17 protein-coding genes are annotated in these 21704 nt (G+C 74.2%); 11 read left to right on the top strand and 6 right to left on the bottom strand.

Annotated features, from left to right (window positions below; genetic code table 11):
* The first annotated feature begins 92 nt into the window (after nt 1-92).
* Nucleotides 93-734, top strand: coding sequence for a TetR/AcrR family transcriptional regulator (locus AB0H75_RS44615; protein ID WP_367807049.1), 642 nt, complete (start codon nt 93-95; stop codon nt 732-734).
* Nucleotides 735-755: 21 nt separating this feature from the next.
* Here the strand turns inward: AB0H75_RS44615 and AB0H75_RS44610 are convergent, their stop codons facing one another.
* Nucleotides 756-2189, bottom strand: coding sequence for an MFS transporter (locus tag AB0H75_RS44610; RefSeq protein WP_367807047.1), 1434 nt, complete (start codon nt 2187-2189; stop codon nt 756-758).
* A gap of 134 nt (nt 2190-2323) precedes the next feature.
* On the opposite strand from AB0H75_RS44610, the gene AB0H75_RS44605 reads away from it, so the two are divergent.
* Entirely contained in the window at nt 2324-2680 is a 357-nt protein-coding gene (locus tag AB0H75_RS44605; RefSeq protein WP_367807045.1) for an ArsR/SmtB family transcription factor, read from the top strand.
* A 211-nt stretch (nt 2681-2891) separates the two neighbouring features.
* Nucleotides 2892-3656: an SDR family NAD(P)-dependent oxidoreductase gene (locus tag AB0H75_RS44600; RefSeq protein WP_367807043.1), complete on the top strand. Its 765-nt coding sequence runs from the start codon at nt 2892-2894 to the stop codon at nt 3654-3656.
* A gap of 45 nt (nt 3657-3701) precedes the next feature.
* On the opposite strand, the gene AB0H75_RS44595 is transcribed toward AB0H75_RS44600, so the two are convergent.
* On the bottom strand, nt 3702-4358 hold the full coding sequence (locus AB0H75_RS44595; RefSeq protein WP_367807041.1) for a hypothetical protein: 657 nt from the start codon (nt 4356-4358) through the stop codon (nt 3702-3704).
* 346 nt (nt 4359-4704) lie between these two features.
* Here AB0H75_RS44595 and AB0H75_RS44590 point away from each other — a divergent pair, with 346 nt between their 5' ends.
* From AB0H75_RS44590 to AB0H75_RS44570, 5 genes are all read left to right on the top strand, one after another.
* Entirely contained in the window at nt 4705-6207 is a 1503-nt protein-coding gene (locus AB0H75_RS44590; RefSeq protein WP_367807039.1) for a hypothetical protein, read from the top strand.
* 66 nt (nt 6208-6273) lie between these two features.
* Nucleotides 6274-7263: a polyprenyl synthetase family protein gene (locus AB0H75_RS44585; protein ID WP_367807037.1), complete on the top strand. Its 990-nt coding sequence runs from the start codon at nt 6274-6276 to the stop codon at nt 7261-7263.
* Between the two features lie 51 nt (nt 7264-7314).
* Nucleotides 7315-7890 (top strand): hypothetical protein, encoded by a 576-nt coding sequence (locus AB0H75_RS44580; RefSeq protein ID WP_367807035.1) that lies wholly within the window; start codon nt 7315-7317, stop codon nt 7888-7890.
* Between the two features lie 2 nt (nt 7891-7892).
* The gene (locus AB0H75_RS44575; RefSeq protein ID WP_367807033.1) at nt 7893-10196 is read left to right on the top strand and encodes a geranylgeranyl reductase family protein; all 2304 of its coding nucleotides are present in this window, start codon (nt 7893-7895) and stop codon (nt 10194-10196) included.
* Complete coding sequence (locus AB0H75_RS44570; protein WP_367807031.1) at nt 10193-14476, top strand: fibronectin type III domain-containing protein; 4284 nt, start codon at nt 10193-10195, stop codon at nt 14474-14476. Before AB0H75_RS44575 ends, AB0H75_RS44570 begins: the two co-directional genes overlap by 4 nt.
* 23 nt (nt 14477-14499) lie before the next feature.
* Here AB0H75_RS44570 and AB0H75_RS44565 read toward each other — a convergent pair whose 3' ends face one another.
* Nucleotides 14500-15111 carry a hypothetical protein gene (locus tag AB0H75_RS44565; protein WP_367807029.1) on the bottom strand — a complete coding sequence of 204 codons (612 nt, stop codon included), beginning with the start codon at nt 15109-15111 and terminating at the stop codon, nt 14500-14502.
* A gap of 2 nt (nt 15112-15113) precedes the next feature.
* Complete coding sequence (locus AB0H75_RS44560; protein ID WP_367807027.1) at nt 15114-15680, bottom strand: RNA polymerase sigma factor; 567 nt, start codon at nt 15678-15680, stop codon at nt 15114-15116.
* Nucleotides 15681-15782: 102 nt separating this feature from the next.
* On the opposite strand from AB0H75_RS44560, the gene AB0H75_RS44555 reads away from it, so the two are divergent.
* On the top strand, nt 15783-16724 hold the full coding sequence (locus AB0H75_RS44555) for a hypothetical protein (RefSeq protein WP_367807025.1): 942 nt from the start codon (nt 15783-15785) through the stop codon (nt 16722-16724).
* An 11-nt stretch (nt 16725-16735) separates the two neighbouring features.
* Here the strand turns inward: AB0H75_RS44555 and AB0H75_RS44550 are convergent, their stop codons facing one another.
* Both AB0H75_RS44550 and AB0H75_RS44545 read right to left on the bottom strand, forming a co-directional pair.
* The gene (locus AB0H75_RS44550; protein ID WP_367807023.1) at nt 16736-17317 is read right to left on the bottom strand and encodes a dihydrofolate reductase family protein; all 582 of its coding nucleotides are present in this window, start codon (nt 17315-17317) and stop codon (nt 16736-16738) included.
* Nucleotides 17318-17398: 81 nt separating this feature from the next.
* On the bottom strand, nt 17399-18001 hold the full coding sequence (locus AB0H75_RS44545; protein ID WP_367807021.1) for a dihydrofolate reductase family protein: 603 nt from the start codon (nt 17999-18001) through the stop codon (nt 17399-17401).
* Between the two features lie 138 nt (nt 18002-18139).
* On the opposite strand from AB0H75_RS44545, the gene AB0H75_RS44540 reads away from it, so the two are divergent.
* Nucleotides 18140-21076, top strand: a complete 2937-nt coding sequence (locus AB0H75_RS44540) for a helix-turn-helix transcriptional regulator (protein WP_367807019.1) — start codon at nt 18140-18142, stop codon at nt 21074-21076.
* Between the two features lie 500 nt (nt 21077-21576).
* On the top strand, nt 21577-21704 hold a 128-nt coding region (locus AB0H75_RS44535), incomplete at its 3' end, for a LysR family transcriptional regulator (protein ID WP_367799723.1).

The following is a 21704-nucleotide window of genomic DNA, read 5'->3' as shown; positions in this document are numbered from 1 at the left end:
CAGGAAGTGACTCTAGACATGCTTCACTCAGACAGTCAATTTCTTCTGAGAGTAACTGTCTAGTGAATCCGGCTTCCTGATAGTCTGGCCGCATGAGCGGGCTACGCGAGCGACGGCGGATCAAGGCCATGCGCGCCATTCAGGAACACGCTCTCGACCTGTTCGACGAGCGAGGCTTCGACGCGGTGACGATCGAGGAGATCGCGGCCGCGGCCGAGGTGTCGCCGTCGTCGGTGTACCGCTACTTCGGCACGAAGGAAGGCATCGTGGTCGCCGACGAGTTCGACAGGATGAGTCCGGAGAGGCTCAAGGGCTTCCTCGACCCCGGCGATCCCGTCGGCAGTCTGCTGCGGGCCGTCCGCGCCTACGAGTCCGCGCCGGTGGGGCCCCACGACTCCGGGGGCGCCGGCGAGATGCCCTTGCCCGGGAAAAGCCCCTGGCGCAGGGTTCGCTACTTCTTCGCCGAGCCATCGGTCCGGGTCGCCGTCTGTGCCCATCTGGACCACGCGAGCCGGCGTATCGCGCCGCTGATCGCGGCGACCGGCGAACTGACGGAGACACAGGCGCGCGTGATCACCCACGCTCTCGTGTTCGGCTACTTCGCCGCGCTCGAACAGTGGTACCTCGACGGTGGCGACCGCCCCATCGCCGATTACGTCGAGGAGGGCCTGCGCCCGCTACGCACCGTCTGGCACGTAGCGGGTCCGGGCTCGGTCCAAAAAGCGGGCGGGTGACGGGGCCCGGGGCGGGTGGGGTCAGCCGCCGGTGGGGGTGCGGCGGGGCAGGATGAGCGTGGCCAGCAGGCCGGCGATCATGACGGCGGCGGTGAGCAGGACGACCAGGAACTCGCCGTCGGCCATCGCGGCACGCAGGCCCTGGCCGGTCCTGCCCGCCGTGCCGAGGTCGGCGACGACGGTGAAGACGGCCAGGCCGATGGCGTTGCCGAGGTTGAGCGCGGTGGAGGCGATGCCGTTGGCCACGCCCTGCTCCCCGGCGGCGGTGCCGGTGGCGGCGGCGATCCACATGGCGGTCCAGACGATGCCCTGGCCCAGGCCGGAGACGACGAGGCCGGGCACCAGCAGGCCGTAGCCGGCGTCCGCGTCGAAGCCGAGGGCCAGGACGGCGGTGCCGGGCACGCCGATGGCGAAGCCGATCAGCAGCGTGGCACGGGTGCCGACCCGGGTGGCCAGCCGCTCGCCGGCCTGGGTGCCGGCGGCGATGGCCAGCGAGGGGATGAGGAAGGCCAGCCCGGTCTGCAGGGCGCTGTAGCCGTGGACGCTCTGCAGCAGCACGGTGAGGAAGTACGGCAGGACGCCGAAGGTCGCCATGTAGATGAAGGTGACCAGCATGCCGGCGGTCAGGCTGCGGTTGCGGAAGAGCCGGAAGGGCATGAGCGGGTCGGCGCTGCGGGCCTCGACCAGCGCGAAGATCGCCAGCATCGCGGCGGCCAGCACGAAGGCCCCGACCACCAGAGGGCTGACCCAGCCCAGCTCGGGCCCCTCGACCAGGGCGAAGACCAGCAGGGTGGACCCGGCGGTGACGGTCAGCGCCCCCGGCACGTCGAACCTGCGCCGCTCGCGTCCGGCCGGGTCGCGGGGGATGACGGCCAGGGCGCCCAGCGCGACCAGCCCGGCCAGGGGGACGTTGACGAAGAAGACGGCGGGCCAGCCGAAGTGCTCGGTGAGCAGGCCGCCGAGCAGCGCGCCTATGGTGAGCCCGCTCGCGCCCGCGCCGCCCCAGACCGCCAGCGCGCGGTTGCGCTGCGGGCCCTCGGCGAACAGGCTGTTGAGCAGCGCCAGCGTGGACGGCAGCAGCAGCGCCCCGCCGATGCCCTGGACCGCGCGGGCGGCGATGATGACGGCGGGCGAGGCGGCCAGCCCGCCGGCCAGCGAGGAGACGGCGTACAACGCCAGGGCCAGCACGAAGACGCGGCGGCGGCCGAGCAGGTCGGCCGCCCGGCCGCCGAACAGCAGGAAGCCGCCGGCGAAGACGACGTAGGCGCTGACCACGAGCTGCTGGGTCTGGCCGGGGAAGCCCAGGTCGGCCCCGATGCGGGGGAGCGCGACGAACACGATGTTGAGGTCGAGCGCGTAGACGAGCTGGGCCAGGGCGAGCAGCGCCAGGGTCCAGCCGAGGCGCGGCCGGACGGCGGCCGGGGGCGCTGCGGGCAGCGTGGATGGTACGGACATGGAACGCCCTTCGGAGGGAGCCGGTGGCGGGCATGCGGCAGCCCGCCCCGCGATGCGACTGTACGCGGATCTACGTACATTCGTAATATGCCACACCATGCACGACTGTACGAGAATCGCAGTACAGTTGAACCGTGACCTACCGTCATCCCGACCGCGACCAGATCCGGATCGAAGACGTGCTGTCGGCGCTGGGCAACGGCGTGCGCCTCGCCGCCGTCCGGGTGCTGGACGCCGGCGGCGAGCACAACTGCACCAGCGTCCTCAAGACGCTGGGCATCACCGCGAAGTCCACCATGACCCACCACTGGCGGGTGCTGCGCGACAGCGGCGTCATCTGGCAACGGCCCTCGGGGCGGGAGAACCTGCTCGTGCTGCGCCGCGAGGACCTGGACGCCCGCTACCCCGGGCTGCTCGACGCCATCCTGTCCGGCGCCCGCGCCGACGAAGCCATCCTGTCCGGCGCCCGCGCCGAGCGCGCCCTCCGGTGACCTGTGCCGGGTGGCGCACGGCGTAGAGGCCGGTGACGAGGCCGTTCGTCATCGTCGTGTGCACCAGACTCCGTGGCCGCTCCCGTGCTGACGTCCCTCCGGGTGGCGTACATCACAGGGCCGCGCTGTCACGTCCGGCGGCTCTCCGCCATCTCCTTTCCGTCCCTCCGAGGACCCTACGGAACCGACCCGATCGGACAGGAGACTGGTCATGAACGCATCCACCGCCAGGAAAGTGGCGATGATCACCGGAGCGAACAAGGGGATCGGCCGCGCGATCGCCGGGCAGCTCGCCGAGCAGGGCATGACGGTCCTGCTCGGCGCCAGGGACCCGCGGCGCGGCGAGGAGGCCGCCGCGGCGCTGCGCGCGGCCGGCGGCGACGCCCACGCGCTGAGGCTGGACGTCACCGACCCGGCCACCGCGCAAGAGGCCGCCCGCTGGATCGAGGAGCGCTTCGGCCGCCTCGACGTGCTGGTCAACAACGCCGGCATCACCGGCTCCGGCCAGGTCGCGCCGCAGGACGCCCACGACCAGGTGCCCAGCGCGGCCGGCCTGGACATGGTCCGGGCGGTCTTCGAGACCAACGTCTTCGGGGTGATCACGGTGACCAACGCCGTGCTGCCGCTGCTGCGGCGCTCGCCGGCGGCGCGCATCGTCAACGTCAGCAGCCACGCCGGGTCGCTGACCCTGGCCGGCGCCCCGGACGGCCCGTTCGCGGCCCTGCCGCCGTCGGCCGCCTACACCCCCTCCAAGACCGCGCTCAACGCGCTGACCGTGCAGTACGCCAACGAGCTGCGCAAGGACGGCATCCTCGTCAACGCCGCCGCCCCCGGCTACGTCGACACCGACAGCAACAACCACACCGGCCACCTCACCCCCGCGCAGGGCGCCGCGGTCGTGGTGCGCCTGGCCACCCTCGGCCCGGACGGCCCGACCGCCGGGTTCTTCAGCGCGGAGGGCCCGCTGCCCTGGTGACCACCGGATGACCGGGGCAGGGGCCGGGACGGGCCGTGCGACCGGTCACGGGCTGGTGATCACGCCGCGCGGGGCGAGGTCGAAGCTGCCCTCGACGACGATGTTCTCTCCCGCTTTGATGCCGTCCGCGCCGCAGCGGGCGTTGACGGTCGCGATGCGCAGGTGATCGCGGTCCTCCAGAAGGATCGCGCCGCTGGTGTTGTCGTAGGTGGCGTCGGCCTGCCCCGTGGCGGTCAGGACGCAGCCGTCGCTGCTCTCCACGCTCACGCTGACCCCGGACACCCGGCCCGCGACCCGGCCGGTGCCGGGGTCGAACGCCGTCGCGTCGAACTTCAGCGGCAGGACGTCGGCGGTGACCTCCAGGGTGGTGCCCAGCGGCCCCGCGCAGGTGGCGCCCACGGGCGCGAAGGAGATGCCGGTGATGGAGACGATCCCCGCACCGGGCAGGCCCGTGCCGCGGCGGGCGCTGACCTTCGCCTCGACGCTCTTGCAGGACATGAACCAGCCGCTCTGGACGATTCTGGCCATGAACTCGCCGGTTCCGGTCGCGATGCCGCTCATCGGGACGGTCCAGGTCGGCGCCTGGGCCCGCGCCTCGAACCCGGCCGTGGCCGAGCTCAGCGTCATGGTCATGGCGAGGCCGGCGACGACGGCCGCGAAGGCGGTTCTAGGGGGCGTGACGTGCTGGAACACCTTGGTCATGCGGGGCTCCCGAGAACCTTCCGACGAGGGCTGGACTGCCCCGGCCAGATGATCATGCGGCGCTCCGACACGTCAATAAGTAAGCAATTATTGGCCGGTTCTGGACAATATTCTCCGCTTTTGCGCACGCGTTCTCACCCCAGGTAACACGAAAAGTCCTCCCCTTAAATCGGATCGCCCAGGCCCGACGCCCAAGAACGCGCACCAGGGCCCTTTAAGGAGCTGCCCGAAAACAGCATGTTGTGTCCGAAAACGGGATTCGGACTTTGACAGCCCTCTTGACCAGCCGACCCTTATTGCCCATCCTGACGGCCAAGCACAAGATCACCGAAGCGCAGGGAGCTCGATGGCCGGACCCGAGGAATGGCGAAGGGCGCGGCCTCTGGTTCGCCAGGCCCGCGACCAGCTCTGGGAGCGTTTCCGCGACGACCCCAACGTCGTCGGCATCGGCTTCGGCCCGCCGACACGCGGCGGCGAGGTGCAGGACACGCCCTCGTGCGTCGTCCACGTCATCCGCAAGAGCCCCGAGAACCGGCTCGCGCCCAGCCGCGTCCTGCCGAGGAGCCTCGACATCGAGGGCTCGACCATCGAGACCGACGTGGTGGAGTCCGGCTACTTCTACGCCTACGCCTTCTCCGGCCGGGAGCGGCCGGCGATGGGCGGCATCAGCATCGGCCACCCCAAGATCACCGCCGGCACGCTCGGCTGCCTGGTCAAGGACCTGCACGACGGTGACAAGGTGGCCATCCTGTCCAACAACCACGTGCTGGCGGCCGAGAACGACGCGAAGCCCGGGGACCCGATCTACCAGCCCGGCCCGTACGACATGGACATCTCGCCGAACAACCGGATCGCCACCCTCACCCGGTTCGTGCCGCTGGTCTACAACGGGACGTACAACCGGGTCGACGCGGCGATCGCCCAGCTCGACGACAATTGCGTCGTCTTCGACGACATGAAGGGCGACATGACCAGGCCCACGGTCGCGCAGCCCGCGGTCGGCCTGCTGTTCGCCGGAGGCACCCTCAACACCATCCTCAACCCGATCGGCGACGTGACCTCCCGGCTCGGCGTCGAGATGATCCACGGCCCGGCCGCCCGGTCCGTGCTGACGGCGGACGACGTCCGGCCCGAGGGCGCGCCGGTCCAGAAGACCGGCCGGACCACCGAATACACCACCGGGCGTGTCACGGCCATCGACGAGATCGTCCGGATCCATTACGACGCCGGCCTGGCCGTCTTCGACGGGCAGATCGTCACCACCGCCATGTGCCAGGGAGGCGACTCGGGATCGGTGGTGTGCCGGGGCGGCACCGGCGGCACGTTCTTCTCCTTCGTCTGCCCCTTCCTGGCCACCGCCGAGGACCTGACCGGCGTGCCGTTCACCCAGGAATGGATGTCGATCTCCTACGCCCGCGACAAGTACCTCGCGAACACGCTGGTAGGCCGCTGGCTGATCGAGGCCCTCTACCTGAACGAGCAGACCGCCATGGTCCGCTCCGGCGAGGTCAAGCCGCAGGTCCCCGACAGCGACCGCGCCTTCGCCCAGGCGCTGTACTCCCAGCACGGCGGCGACATGAAGCTCGCCCTGATGAACCCCGACCGCGAGGACATCAGGATCAGCGAGCAGTTCCTGCACGACGCCGAGGAGTCCCTGGCCAGGGCCCGGAAGTTCATGCTGCCCGACGAGGCCGCCGCGGCCGAGCAGACGATCGCGCTGGTACGCGAGCGCGGCGTCGTCGGCATGACCGGCCGGCAGCTCATCAACCTGCTGGACGACCCCAACCTGCTGGCGAAGCTCAAGGAGATCGCCGCCGGCACCGGATCGTTGCTGGACCCCGATGGCTAGCCGGACGGCCCCGCGACCCGCCCCGGCCCCCGCGACCGGCCCGGACCCCGCCCGGGGGGAGCCGGCGTGCTAGGGAGCATCGGGATCGGCCGCTGGCTCACCCACGAGCCGGCCGCCGAGCTGCTGACCGGCCTGGACGCCGTGCTGGAGGAGGCGGTGCGCTCGGACGACCCCCACCTGGCCCGCGCCGCCGCCCATCTGGTGGGCAGCGGCGGCAAGCGGATCCGCCCCGCCCTGCTCTTCCTGGCCGCCGCCTTCGGGCCCGGCGCCGCCGGGCAGGACCTGCTGCGCGTGGCCGCCGCCGTCGAGCTGCTGCACGTCGCCTCGCTCTACCACGACGACGTCATGGACCGCGCGGAGACCCGCCGGGGCGCCCCCACGGTCAACGTCCTGCGCGGCGACGCCGAGGCGGTCACCGCGGGAACGTTCGCGTTCGCGCGGGCCATCCGGCTGCTCGCCGAGGTGGACGAGGTGGTCACCGCCTGGGCGAGCCGGTCGATGCTCGCCCTGGCGCTGGGCCAGATGCAGGAGGCGGAGAACACCTACAATCTCGACCACCGCCTCGACTCCTACGCCCAGATCGCGGCACGCAAGACCGCCGCCCTGTTCGAGCTGTCCTGCCGCGCCGGGGCCCACCTCGCGGGCGCCCCGCCGGAGGGCGTGGACGCGCTCGGCCGCTACGGCAGGGCGCTCGGCCTGGCCTTCCAGGCCGCCGACGACACCCTCGACGTCATCGCGCCGCAGTCGGCCCTCGGCAAGCGGCCGGGCACCGACCTGCGCGAAGGCGTGTACGGCCTGCCCGTCCTGATCGCCCTGCACCAGAACGGCCCGGACAGCGACCGGCTGCGGGAGCTGCTGCGCCGCGACGACCTCGGCGCGGCCGAGCAGGAGGAGGCGTGTGCCAGGATCGCCGCCGCGGGCGGGATCAGCGGCGCGTCCGCCATCGCCCGCGACTACGCGCACCAGGCCGTGACGTACCTGGCCGGCCTTCCCGCGGGCGACCCGAAGGACTCGCTGGCGCGCCTGGCCCGCTACGTCGTCATGCGGCCGTACTGACGTCATGAGCCCGTACCCACGTCACGTGCCCGTACTAAGGAGCCCGAGTCCATGGACCGACCACCTCACAGCCCCAGCCGGCGGGGCTTCATCAGGACGGCCGGCATCGCGATCGGCGGTGGCGGCACGATGCTGGGCGCGGCGGGCGCGGCGGGCGCGGTCGGGAGCGGCGCGATGAGCCAGGCCCGGCGGGCGGGCTTCTCGGCCCTGGCCGAGACGATGGCCGGGCTGCGCACCGCGGGCGACCCCCGCGCGGCCGGCCGCCGGCTCATGGAGTGGTACGCCGCGGCGGACGCCGCCGGGCGGGCGGAGATCGACGCCGCCCTCGACGCGGTGCTCGGGCTGCCCGGGAACTTCGCCTCCCTGGGCGCCCGCGACCGGCTCGCCCTCCTCGCCGAGCAGCTCGCCGGCCCCGGGGAGGGCCGGATCACCGCCGCCATCGGGCTGGCCGTCGCCGGTCTCAGCGACGCCCCGGGCAGCGGCCCGGGCAACGCCGCGATGGCCGGCCGCCTGTACGCCAGGACGATTCGTGCGCTGCCCGCCCAGTCCGCCCGGCCCGCCGCCGGCCAGGAGCCGGAGTCCCTGTCCGGCGGGGGCGCCGCCGTCTGCCCCGTGCCCAAGGGCTGAGCGTGGGCGGGAGCGGCACGGAGTGGGACGCGGTCGTCGTCGGGGCGGGCCCGGCGGGCGCCGCCGCCGCCTTCCACCTGGCCCGGCGGGGACGGCGGGTGGTGCTGCTGGAGCGCACGGCCTTCCCCCGGGACAAGAGCTGCGGTGACGCCGTCAACAGGGCGGGGGTCGAGCTGCTACGGGAGATGGACGTGCTCGGCGAGCTGCCGGGCGCCTTCGGGATCGGCGGGCTGGAGGTCTCGATGGGCCCGGCCGGGCAGCGCAGCACCAGGGCGTTCCGGTACGGCAGGCAGGACCCGTCCGGCGGCCGGTACGGGATCGTCGTGCCCCGCTCGCTCCTGGACGACGTGCTGGTACGCAGAGCGGTGGAGGCGGGCGCCGTCTTCCGGCCCCGCGTTCACGTACGGGGCCTGGTCGGCGAGGGCGGCGTGGTGCGCGGCGTCGAGGCCGTGACCGCCGGCGGGCGGGAGACCGTCCGGGGGCGCGTGGTGGTGGCGGCCGACGGCAGCACCTCGAAGCTGGCCCGCCGGTCCGGGCTGGTGGAGACCGCCAGGGGCCGGCTGGGCTACGCGATGCGCACGTACTTCTCCGGGGCACCTGTCCTGGAGGACACCCTGAGCTTCCACATGCCGCTCGACAACCCCGCCACCCATTCCCGGCTGCCGGCGTACGGATGGGTCATCCCGCTCGGCCGGGACCGCGCCAACGTCGGGGCGGGGGTCGCGGAGAGGCATCCGGGGGTCCGGCTGGACGACCTGTTCGAACGCTTCGTGGCCGAGCTGCGCGCCACCGTGCCCTGGTTCGCCGAGGCCCGGCAGGAGGGCCCGCCGAAGGGCGCGCCCCTGTTCTTCGGCTTCACGCCCGCCCGGTCGTGGAGCCCCGGCCTGGTGCTGGCCGGGGACGCGGCGGGCATGATCAACCCGGGCACCGGCGAGGGCATCAGCTTCGCCCTGGAGTCCGGGAAGATCGCCGCCGAGGTGATCGACGCGCGCCTGCGGGGCGGCGACCCGGGCGGGGACCTGTCGGAGTACGCGGCCACGCTCACCCGCAGGTTCAGCGGGCACCTGGAGACCGGGCGGCACGCCGTCAACAGGCACCGGCTGGCCTGGCGGGTCCTGGAGGACACCTTCGACTCCGACCGGCCCGTGTTCGCGCTGGCCCGGCGGGCCATGCTGGCGCCCGACCACACCGCGGGCTTCGAGACCACGGCTCCCGGCGCGCTCGACGACATCCGGCGCTGCCTCGACCCGCGGCTGCGGCTGGCCGCCCCGCTGGTGGCGGTCGGGGAGATCCTGGCCGACACGGTGCGCAAGGACTGGCCCTTCCTGGACCGGCTGCCCGCCCTGCTGTCGGAGGAGTACCTCATGGCGCCGCGCCCGGCACTGCTCGTGCTGCTGGCCGCGGCGGCGTGCGGGCCGACCGGCACGGGCGGCACAGGCGGCACAGGCGGCACAGACGGCACGAGCGGCACGGGCGGCACGGGCGGGCCGCGGGCCGCGATCACCGCCGGCCCGGCTGCGCCGGTCGCGCTGGCCGCCGCGACCGACCTGGCCGCGCTGGCCGCGATCGCCCAGGCCAGCGTGGACCTCACCCCGCCCGGCGGGACGCGCGCGTCCCGGCAGAACTGGGGCACCATGTTCTCCGTCCTCACCACCGACCTCTTCCTGGCGCGGGCGCTCGAACTGTGCGCCACCCAGGACGTCCGGCTCACCGCGCGGCTCGCCCGCGCGATCGAGGACGCCGGCCACGGCCGCATGGCCGAACTGGCGGCCGCCCGCGCCGCCGTCCCCGCCGACCCGCGCACCTGGCTGGCCGTCGCGTCCAGATCGGGCACGGCGGCGCTGTGCGCCGCGGCCTGCGACCTCGGGGCCGCCACCGCCGGAGCCCCGGACGCGACGGGCGAGGCCCTGAGCGGGTACGGCCGCGCGATCGGTGCCGCGGCCCAGCTCGCCGACGACCTGCGGCGGCTGTCCGGCGGCCTCGACCGGCTCGGCCGCGACGCGCTGGCCGACCTCGACGACCACGAGGCGGGCCTGGCGAGCATGCCCTTCCGGCTGGCGCTGGCCGAGCTGGGCGGCGACATCCGCCTGGCGGGCCGCTCCCGGCCGGAACGCGCCGCGGAGCTGACCGCCCTGGTCGGGCGGACGAGCGCGCTCAAGCAGACGGCCGTCTGGATCCGCGAGCTGTGCCGCGAGGCGCAGCAGACCCTGCCCGGCGTGCCCGAGGGGCCCGCCCGGTCCTCCCTGCACGCCATCGCCGACCATCTGCTCCGCACCGCCCGGCCTGACCTGGGGGCCCGCTCATGAACCGTCCGCTCCGCCCGTGGCTGTCCACCGCCCTGTCGTTACTGCTGATGGCGACGCTCCTGTCCGTGCCACCGGTCACCGCGGGCGCCACGGCGGCGGCACGGGCCACCGCGAGCGCGGCCCCGGACGCGCCGCAGCCCGGCCAGTTCCACCCCGTACGCGGCCGTGCCGCGAGCGCGCTCGACGTCGCGGCCGGAGCCACCGCCACGGTGAAGGTGGCGGGCGTGGCGGGCGTGCCCGCCACCGGCGTGGCCTCCGTCGCGCTCAGCGTGGCCGCCAAGGGCGCGGGCGGCGCCGGCTCGCTGGTCGTCTTCCCCTCCGGCGCGGCCGAGCCCGCGGTGACCGCCCTCACCTACCGTTCGGACCTGTACGTCCACAACCTGCTCACCGTCAAGACGGGCACGGACGGCAACGTCAGGATCGCCAACAAGGGCACGGTCGCGGTACGGCTCCACGCCGACCTCTACGGCTACACCCTCACCGCGGCCGGCGCGCCGGCCGGCAGCGTCTTCGTCGCGGTGTCGCCCGACGAGGTCGCCGACACCACCATCGCGGCCGGCGGCTCCCTGACGGTCGACCCCCTGCGCGAGGCGGGCATCGCCCGCGGCACGATCTCCCACGTCGCCCTCACCCTGACCGCCACGGGCAGCTCGGCCACGGGCAAGCTGACCGCGTTCCCGGCGGGCACGGCCAAGCCCGCCGAGGTCAACCTCGACTACGGCACCACCTCCTACCTGCACAACTACGTGATCACCGAGCTGGGCGCCGACGGCTCGGTCACCGTCGCCAACACCGGCACCGGCGCGGCCAAGATCAAGGTCGGCCTCACGGGCTACTTCGTCGCGCCCAGCGCCACGGCGGCCGGCGCCACCATGCGGCCGCTCCAGCCGGCCAGGATCGCGGCCGACGTCGCGATCGGCGCCGGGGCCGCGTACACACTGGCGCCGCTCGGCAAGGGCGGTGTCCCCGCCTCCGGCGTGTGGTCGGTGGGCCTGTCCCTCACGGTCAAGGGAGCCGGCACCTCCTGCTGCAACGCGCTGCGGACCTATCCCTCGGGCGAGGCGGGCGCCGGTGGGGTCGCGGCCTTCTACGAGAAGGGCGTGACCAGCACCGCGTTCGTCACGGCCAAGCTCGGCGCGGACGGCAAGATGGTCATCCACAACAACAGCACGGTCCAGGCCACGGTCCAGATCGACGTCTTCGCCTACTTCGCCGGCCCCGCCAAGCCCGGCGCGCCCACGGCCGTCACCGGCGTGGCCAGGCACCAGGCGGTACGGCTGTCGTGGCGGCCGCCCGCCTCCGACGGCGGCACCCCGATCACCTCCTACGCCGTGACCGCCACGCCCGGCGGCAGGACCGTCACCACCGCGGGCGCCACGACCGCCAACGTGACCGGCCTGTCCAACGGCACGGCCTACACCTTCAAGGTCACCGCGACCAACGCCGTCGGCACCGGCCCCGCCTCGGCGGCGTCGGCGGCGCTCACCCCGGTCCAGGGCAAGCTGCCCGGTGCCCCGACCGAGATCGTCACGGCGCCGGAGCTGGGGTCGGTACGCGTCTCCTGGCGGCCGCCGGCCAGCGACGGCGGGGCGGACATCACCGATTACAAGGTCGTCGCCTCGCCCGGCGGCGAGACGGCCAGGGCGTGGTGGGGCCAGACCGAGGCCACCGTCAAGGGGCTGACCGACGGCCAGCTCTACACCTTCACCGTCACGGCCGTCAACGCCATCGGCGCAGGCCCCCCCTCCGCCCCGTCGCCGGTGACCGCCTCCGCCGCGCCCACTTCGCCGGGCGCGCCGCTCATCACCGACCTGCTGCCGCGCGACGGCGCGGTCCGCGTCACCTGGAGCCCGCCCGACCCGGGCACCGGGAAGATCACCTCTTACGTGGTCACCGCCAGCCCGGGCGGCAGGAGCGTCACCACCGGGCCCGACGCGGACGAGGCCGTGGTGACCGGGCTGACGAACGGCTCCCCGTACGCCTTCACCGTGACCGCGGTCAACGTGGTCGGGAGCACGTCCTCACGGGCCTCGCCGCTGGCCGCGCCCGAGCCCGCGTCCGTCCCGCTCCTGCCGGCCGCGCTGCTCGTCGTCCCCCTCGACGGGCGGATCGACGCGCAGTGGGTGGCGCCCCAGGACGGCGGCTCCCCCATCACCGGCTACACGGTGACGCTCGAACCCGGCGGGCGCACCCTCGACGTCGCCGCCGGCACGACGGTCGCCTCGATCACCGGCCTGGCCAACGGCACCTCCTACACCCTGCGGGTCGTGGCGAGGAACGCGGCCGGCACGAGCGAGGCGGCCCAGCAGGGGGGCGTCGTCCCGGCGGCGGCCCGCGTCCCCGCGGCTCCCGCGGAGGCCCAGGCCGCCGCCTCCGGCACCGGGAGCGTGGCCCTGACCTGGACGGCCCCCGCCGATGTGGGCACGGCCCCGATCACCGGCTACACCGTCACGGCCGACCCCGGAGGCAGGACGGTGACGTCCACCGGCACCACCGCCACGATGACCGGCCTCGACCCGGCCCAGTCCTACAGCTTCACGGTGAAGGCGGCCAACACGCACGGCAGCGGCGCGCCGAGCGCCCCTACCCCCGCCATCGCGCCGAAGGTGACGGTCCAGAGCAGCCCGGTCGTGCTCTCGGACGCCTCCGTGGAGAGCCTGCGCACCTCGGCCGCGGACGGCACCCTGTCCTTCGAGCAGCCCCCGGCCCAGGTGACCGGCCTGGCCGCGAACACGATCGTGGCCGTCCTGCCCACCGCCAAGGCCCCTGACGGGCTGTTCAGGAGGGTCGTCTCCACCGGCACGCAGAACGGGCTGTTCCGGGTGGCCACCAGACCCGCGACGGCCGGCGAGGCGCTGGCCGACGGCGCCGTCGCCGTCAGCGCCGGCATGGACGCCGGCGAACTGGCCGGGCTCCAGCGGGACGCGCCGGGGGTCAGGCTGCGCGGGCCCACCATCCAGGGCAAGACCCTGGCCGAGGGCGCGGCGCGGGCCGAGGTGTCGACCAAGGGCGTCTCGGCCGGCATCAGGAACGGCAGCCTCGTGGTCGAGATCGCGGTCGGCACCGACCCGCGCGCCAACCCGCAGGGCAAGGGCGGCCGGTTCGAGGCCACCTTCGTCATGAAACCGCACCTGGACCTCAAGCTCTGGATGACGCAGGGCAAGGCGTACTTCGACACCCGTATGAGCCTCGCCTACGGCGCCGACACGCGGGTGCGGCTCGGCAACGGCGCCGACGCCGACTTCTTCAAACGCCTGCCCGCGATCAGCCTCGGCCGCAGGGTCGTCTGGGCCGGGCCTGTCCCCGTGCTCATGAACCCCACCTTCAACATCTCCACCAGCCTCCAGAGCCGCGTCAGCGGGGAGGTGTCGGCGGGTCTGAAGTACGCCAGGCAGGTGGGCGCCCACATCATGCGGGACGGCACCGGGGTGCACGCCGAGCCCATCGACCGCTCCCCCGCCAGCAACGGCGGATCGATCATCATCACGGGGAACGCCAACGCCAGGATCGCGCTGCTCGCGGAGTTCACCCTGATCTTCTACGAGGGCGGCGGGCCCGGCGTCGGCGTCGGCCCGACCGTGGAGTGGAAGGCGGACACCGCCAAGAACCCCTGGTGGGAGGAGTGGCTGGGCATCCGGGTCGACGCGTACCTGCGCGCGAGCAGCTGGCTGGGCGGCGGGGAGACCCGCTTCGACCGGCTCATCGACCAATCCTGGAAGACCCGCGACTCCGGCGGGGGGTTCACCGGGATCTCCGTGAGCCCGCCCCGCGCGGACGCCGAGGTCGGCAAGCCGGTCTACTTCAAGGTGACGTTCCTCGGCCTGCCCACCGCGCCGGTCACCTGGAAGGTCACCGCCGGACCCGGCACCATCGACGCCTCGGGCACGTACGTCGCCGACCGGCCCGGGGTCGCCGAGGTCACCGCCACCACCTCCGGCCGCACGGTGTCGGCGCTGGTCTTCGCGCAGTGCTGGCTGGAGGCGTCGCCGCCGGCCCTCGGCATGCTGGGGCCGCCGCTCAACGTGGCGGCCACGGCCGGGGCGACCTCCGCGACCGTCAGATGGGACCCGCCCCGGGTGCTCGGCGGCCTGCCCGTCCGCCGCTACGCCGTGATCACCTCTCCGCCCAGCCGGACCACGTACGTGCCGGCGGGGCAGACGGGCGCGGTCATCCAGGGGTTGCGGGCGGGGCAGGCGTACAACGCGATCGTGTACGCGATCACCGACGTCGCGATGAGCCCGCCGTCGTCACCCAGCGGCGCGTTCACCCCGGCGGGCTGACCCGATGGGCTCGCCGGGCCCGCTCACCGGCCGTCCGTGACGGGCGCGCACGGCTGCACGGGGGTGCCCGCGCGGGCCAGCCAGGCGCCGAGCCGCCAGGGCTGTCGCGGGTTCCGGTTGTCGCGGAACTCCACCACCAGCGTCTCGTCCGGCTCCATGGCCCCGGGGGAGATCCGGATCGTCCGGACGGAGGTCACCTGGACGGCCGCGGACGACCGCGCCCCCGCCACGAGCGTACGCAGCTCGCCCGCGTCCGCGACGGGGGCCCCGTCGTAGGTCCCGTCCACGCTCGCGAAGCGCGGCGCCGCGCACCGCGTGCCCGGCGCCAGGAAGGTGACGTCGGCCCTGACGCCCGTCTCGGCCAGCTTGGCCTCCAGCCCGGCGGGGTCGCGCAGCTCGTTGACGGTGACCTGGACCGTGCCGTCCGCGTTCCGGGTCACCGCGTGGGCGGGGGTCCCGGCGATCGACGGGGTGACCACCAGCCCCGCCACGACCGCGGCCGCGGCCAGCAGCCGGGGGCCGGTGACGACGCGGCGCCGGGGACGCATCCCCTGGAGCAGCCGCCCGCGGGCTCCGGCCAGCTCTTCCGGGGTGGCCGGGGGGATGGCCTGCCACATGGTCTTCAGCTCGTCCACGGTCATTCTCCTTCTCGGCTCAGGCTTCGGCGGATCTGCAGGCGGGCCCGGTTGAGCCGCGAGGCGACGGTTCCCGGCGGGATGGCCAGCGCGTCGGCCACCTCCTGGTAACTCAGCTCGGCCCAGGCGACCAGCAGCAGCACGTCGCGGTCGGCCGGGCTCAGCTCCAGCAGGGCCAGCGCCAGCGGCCGGTTGACGGCCAGGGTGTTGACCCCGTCCTCGACCGGGGAGCCGGACAGCTCCGCCGGGTGCACGCCGCTGCGGACGTACGCGCGGTAGAGGCTCGTCTCGGCCCGCCGCCGGCGGCCGATCAGGTTGGAGGCGATGCCGTACAACCACGGACGGGCGTCGCCCCGGCTGCGGTCGTAGGCGCCGCGGTGCTGGAAGGCCGTCAGGAAGGTGTCAGCCACGATGTCCTCCGCCTCGCCCGGTCCCAGGCGTCTGGTCACGTAGCGGTGCAGGAGCGGCGCGTGGCGGTCGAACAGCGTGGCGAAGATCTCGGGCTCGTCCAGCGACCTCTCGATGAGGGCCGCGTCGTCGATCTCGACAGCTTCGCGGGGGATTGTCATGCATGCCGGCCTTTCTGGCGTATGCGGTCACCTGTACTTGCCGCGCCGGGCCGGGATTCTTCACGAACGGAACGCCGGGCGGGTCTCGTTCGTCCTCATTGCGTGACCCACTCCCCGGAACTTGACGAACGGCTGCACGAGGCGTCCGTCCGGATGCACCGCGCCGAGCACGTCCGGCGCCTGCGCGAGGCCATCGCGCAGCAGGTCGCGGAGGTCCGCGGCACCCTGGAGGACCTGGAGACCGAGCTGGCCCAGGAGGAGCGTGACGTCGCCCGGCTGGAGGGCGGGCTCTCCGCCGTCCTGGCCCGCGCGCTGGGCAACCGCGAGGAACGGCTGGAGCGCGAGCGCGCCGAGGCGATGGTGGCCAGGGAACGCGTGGACGGTCACCGGGCCCGCCTCGCGCGGCTCGAAGCCGACGCGGCGGCGGCCGACGCCGAGCTGGCCGAGCTCGCCACCGCCTCCCAGGAGTACGCCCGGTTGCTGGCCGAGAAGGAGCAGCGGCTCATCCGCGACGGCGATCCGCGCGCGCGTGAGCTGCTCGACCTCGGCGCGGCGCTCGACCGGCTGAGCGCCGACATGCGCGAGTGCGACGAGGCCCACCGGGCAGGGCAGGACGCGTACGCCGCCCTCGACGTCGTGCTGGGCTTCCTCGACTCCGCCAGGAACGCCTCCACCTTCGACCTGTTCGGCGGCGGCCTGCTCGCCGACGCCTACGAGCACGACAGGCTGACCAGCGCCGACAAGGCCGCCTGGCACGCCCAGCGGGCTCTGGACGTCTTCGCCCGCGAGCTGGCCGACACCGGGGTCACCGCCCGGCCGGTGATGCCCAAGGTGGACACGCGGTGGTTCGTGGACGCCTTCTTCGACAACATCATCAGCGACGCGCTCAAGCACCGGCGCATCGAGAAGACCAGGACCGAGGTGCAGGAGCTGGCGCAGTGGGTGCGCGACACCAGGACGCAGCTGCGGGCCCGCCGCTCGGCGGCGCTGGCCGAGCTCGCCCGGCTGTCGGCCAGGCGCAAGGAGCTGCTGCGTCCCGTGTAGCCACCGGCCGTTCAGCCGGTCGTGGCGTAGCGCAGCACGACGTTGTCGGAGCCGTCGAGGCGGCGGACCTCCGTGACGGTGAGCCCCTCCACCGGCTGGGTGAAGATCGGCTTGCCCTCGCCGAGCGCCTTCGCCCCGACGATCAGGTGCAGCTCGTCGACGAGCCCGGCGCGGAGCAGGGCGTTCCAGGTGATCCGGCTGCCGAAGGTGACGATGTCGCCGCCGGCGCGTTGCTTGAGCTCCTTGACCCACCGCTCGGCGTCGGCGCGCCTGACCACGGTCGTCCGGTCCGCCCACGGCGCGATGTCCTCGTCCGTGAGCGTGTCGGAGACGACGCCGACGTCGATCCGCCCGTAGATCTCGCCGAAGCGCCGGTTCACCGCGGACGCCTCGGGATTGTCCGCCTGGGCGGGCCAGAACCCCATGAACATCCGGTACGAGTCGGCGCCGAGCAGCAGCGAGCCGGCGGCCTCGATCCGCTCCAGGTTGTAGGCGTCGAAGGCGGCGTCCATCGGCAGCACGAGCGGGTTGCCGTCCGCCGCCGCGTAGAAGCCGTCAAGGGACATGATGGTGCAGACAACGAGCTTGGCCATGTCGGGCACTCCGTTTTCTCGGTCGATCGGTTTGCGGCGCCCGCGTCGTCCGGGGGAGCGCCGGTCTGCGGATGCAGCAGGTCACCGGGTGTGGACCCGGTCGTACAGGAGGCAGAGCGCGCCGCTGCCGGTCGTGCTCGTGGCGGTCAGTGACCAGGAGGTGCCGGCCGGGCCGTCGGCGAACAGGCGGTCGCCGCCGCCGACGAGCTCCGGGCACAGGGTGATGCTCAGCCGGTCCACCTCGCCGGCGTCGAGCAGTTGCCGGATGACGCTGCTGCTGGCCAGGACGATGATGTCGCCGCCCTCCTGCCGGCGCAGCTCCTTGACGACGGTGGGCGGGTCGGCGGTGGCGAGCCGGGCGTTGTCCCAGTCCACCCGCTCCAGGGTGCGGGAGAAGACGATCTTCTCGACGCCGTCGAGCCAGCGGGCGAACGCGCGGTCGTCCGGGTCGGCGCCCTCGTCGTCGGCCACGGCGGGCCAGAAGCCGGCGAAGCCCTGGTAGTTCTTGCGGCCGAGCAATGCCGTGGTGGCCGCGCGGGTGACGCTCACCATGTGCGCGCGGGCGCCGCCGCTGACGGCGTGGGGGACGATCCAGCTCATGTCGTACTCGCCGCCGGGGCCGGTGACGCGTCCGTCGAGGGACAGGGAGATGTTGGCCACGACGGTACGCTGCTGAACGGCCATCGCTGACTCCTTTCCGGTGGTTCGGGCTCCCGGGTCCGCATCGCCCGGGGCGCAGGACCAAGGGTGTCGCCCGGGGCGGCGGGCTGTCGTCATCAGAATTGGTGAGATCGGATCCGGATGTGAGGGGGCGGGCAGGGGATGCTGGGGTCGGTCGTCAGCCCGGTGCTGGTCGGCCGGGAGGAGGAGGCCGCCGCGCTGCGGGCGGCCTACGAGCGGGCCCGGTCCGGGCGGCCGGTCACGGTGCTGGTCTCCGGCGAGGCGGGGATAGGCAAGTCCCGCCTGGTGTCCACCGCCGTGCGCGCGCTGCCCGGCGATCCGCTGGTGGTCTCGGGGGGCTGTCTGGAGCTGGGCGCCGAGGGCGCTCCGTACGTGCCGTTCGTCGCCGTCCTGCGGGAGCTGGTCCGGCAGCACGGGCGCGAGCAGGTCGCGGCGCCCCTGCCGCCGTCGGGGTCGGCGCTCGGCGACCTGCTGCCCGAGCTCGGGCCCGCGCCGGCGCGCTACCCCCGCGTGCGGCTGCTGGAGGAGATGCTGACGCTGGTCGGCCGGGTCGGCGGGACGCGGCCGGCCGTCCTGGTGGTGGAGGACCTGCACTGGGCGGACGCCTCCAGCCGCGAGCTGTTCGCCTACCTGTCCCGCAACCTCGCCGCCGCCCGGACCCTGCTGATCGGCACGGTACGCACGGGCGAGCACCCGACCAGGCCGCTGCTCGCCGAGCTGGCGCGCGGCGGCGAGGTGGTGCGCCTGGCACTCGGCCCCCTGCGGCGCCGGCACGTGACCGACCTGCTCGCCGCCATCGACGGCAGCCCGCCCGACCCGGCCCGCGCCGCCAGGATCCACCGGCGCAGCGGCGGCAATCCGCTGTTCGTCGAGGCGCTGAGCAACGCCGGCGAGTCCCCGGCGGGCGACCTGCGCTCCCTGCTGCTCGACCGGATCGCCGACCTGCCCGCGCCCTCCCGTGACGTGCTCTCGGCGCTGGCGGTGGCCGGCGCCGAGCTGAGCGACGAGCTGCTGGGCGAGGTCGGCGCCGTGGCCGAGCAGGGGCAGGCGCTGGCCGGCCTGGTCGCGCGCGATCTGGTGGTGGTCGGCCAGGAGGGCTACGCCATCAGGCACGACCTGATCCGCGAGGCCGTCTACGCCTCGCTGCTCCCGGCCGCGCGCCGGCGGCTCCACGCCCGTTACGCCGCCGCCCTGCCCGAGGGCGGCACTACCGTGGCCGAGCACTGGCTGGCCGCGGGCGAGCCGGGCAGGGCGTTGCCCGCCGCCTGGCGGGCCGCCGCCCGCGCCGGCCGGCAGAACGCCTACGACGCGCAGCTCCACCTGCTCGAACTGATCCTCGACCAGTGGGACGACCGCCTCCTCGACGTGGACCGCACGCGGGTGCTGGAGGCCGCGGCGGCGGCCGCCCTGGCGGCGGGCAAGTCCGCCGCGGGCGTGGCGCACAGCACGGCCGCACTGGCCGGCCTCGACCCCGCCGGGGAGCCCGAACGGGTCGCCGCGCTGCTGGGGCTGCGCGGCCGGCTGCACAACCTCATCGACGGCACCGGCTGGGACGACCTGGAGCGGGCGGTGACGCTGGTGCCGCCGGGCACGGCGGACGATCTGCGCAGCCGCCTGTTGTCGGCGCTGGCCTTCACCGGCGTCCACGGCGACCGCGGCGACGGCGGCGACGGCGACGGCGGCGACGGCGACAGCGGCGACGGCGACAGCGGCGACGGCGACAGCGGCGACGGTGGCGACGACGGCGACGGCGACAGCGGCGGCGACGACGACAGCCGGCGCCAGGCGAGCGAGGCCCTGCGCCTGGGCGACGAGCGGGACGACGCGAGCCTGCGCGGCCCCGCCCTGCTCGTCCTGGGCGGCATCGACGGCCAGGCGGGCAGGACGGAGGCGGCCAGGCACGCCTTCGCCGAGGCCCGCCGCGCCGCCCAGGACTCGGGGGACGAGCACACGCTCCTGCTCACCTTCCAGTGGGAGGCCGCGACCCTCGTCGTCGCCGGGTACTTCGAGCAGGCGGCCGAGCTGGCCCGCGCCGGCCGGCGGGAGGCCGAACGGCTCGGCAGGAGCCGATCGCGGGGCAGCATGCTCGCCTGCGCCGAGGCGATCTCCCTGCTGAGCCTGGGCCGGTGGGACGAGGCCTTCGAGATCGCCGAGAGCGCGCTGGCCGAGTCCCCGCCGCCGCACTACGCCGCGTTCATGTGGCTGGTGCAGGGGGACATCACGCGACGGCGCGGCGAGGACGACAGGTTCGAGATCCTGCTCCGCAGGCTGACCGAGTTCGCCCAGCACTCGACAGGCGCCGCCGACGTGACGGCCGACCTGGCCCACCAGCGCATCGAGTGGGAGCTCGACCGGGGCCGGCCGGACGCGGCGGACCGCGTCCTCGCCGAGCGGCTGGCCGTCACAGGGATGAGCGCCACCGCGGCGCTGCGGCTGGCCGTGCTCGGCGCGCGGGTCCAGCGCGCCCGCAGGGCGGCGGCGCCGCGCAACCGGCGGGTCGCGGCCGAGGCCGCCGAGCGGCTCGCCGCGCTGGGCCGCCTGGCCGACGGGGTCGTCGGCGGGATCGACGCGGTGATGCCGGCGCCCGCCGCGTACCGGCTCGCGTTCCTGGCGGAGGCCGGGGCCGGAGAGCCGGCCGCCTGGGACCGCGCGGCGGCTGCCTGGTGCGAGCTGGGCTGCCCTTACGAGACGGCGCTGCTGCTGGTCGGCGCGGCGGAGGCCGCGCTGACGTCGAACAACCGGCCCGGGGCCAGGTCGCGGCTGCACGAGGCCCGCGACCTGGCGGCCAGGCTCGGAGCGGCGCCCCTGCTCGCCCGCATCGACGAGCTGGCGGCCCGGGGGCGGCTCGGCGACCCGGCCGGTACGCCGGAGCGCAACGACTTCGGGCTGACCCGCCGTGAGCTGGACGTGCTGCGAGCGCTGGCCAGGGGCCGCTCGAACCCGCAGATCGCCGCTGAGCTGTTCATCACCGTCAACACCGTCGCCACGCACGTGGCCCGGATCCTCGGCAAGCTCGGCGTCGCCACCAGGACCGAGGCGGCCGCCCGCGCCCACGCCACCGGCCTCCTCGACACCTGACGCCCTCCTCCGGCCGCGGCGGGGCCTCGTCTGAGGGCTGCTAGGGTGTGCCCGTGCCGGAAGCGGACAGGGTGCGCCGTCGCTGAGAGCGGCGGCGCGAAATCCCAGTTCTCGCCGTCGCTCCTGACCTTGGCCAGGAGCGTCCTCGTGGCGCTCTGATCCCCGCTGTTCCGGAGCGCGCTCATGCTCGGCTTGTCCGTTCGTCCACGTCGGCGTGCCCTCGTCGCCGGCCTCGTCTCCACCGCGGTGTTCCCCCCGGCGTTTGCTCCTGCCGTCCGTCCCCTCCGGCCTCGGGTGCCCTGTCAGGGCCCCTCTTGGCGAGGTCTGCCACGGCCCGCGGCACGGTCGGCACGCTTGTCACGAACCTCCCGGGCGGATGCCGCCCGCCCGAGCTGCCGCGGGCGCGTGGTGCCCGGACATTCACAGGTGCGTCCCGTCGCGACGCGTTCGTGTGGGAAGGAGCGACGCGGTTGACACCACGGTTCGTGACCGAGGGCGGGATGGAGCTGCGTGACGTGGAGATCTTCCTGACCCTCGCCGAGGAGCTGCACTTCGCCAGGACCGCCGAGCGGCTGCGGGTCAGCCCGTCCCGGATCAGCCAGGCGATCAGGAAGCAGGAAAGGCAGGT

The organism is Nonomuraea sp. NPDC050783 (genome assembly GCF_040802095.1).
In the GTDB taxonomy this organism is placed as follows: Bacteria; Actinomycetota; Actinomycetes; order Streptosporangiales; family Streptosporangiaceae; genus Nonomuraea.
This window is presented reverse-complemented; position numbering and strand designations above follow the sequence as displayed.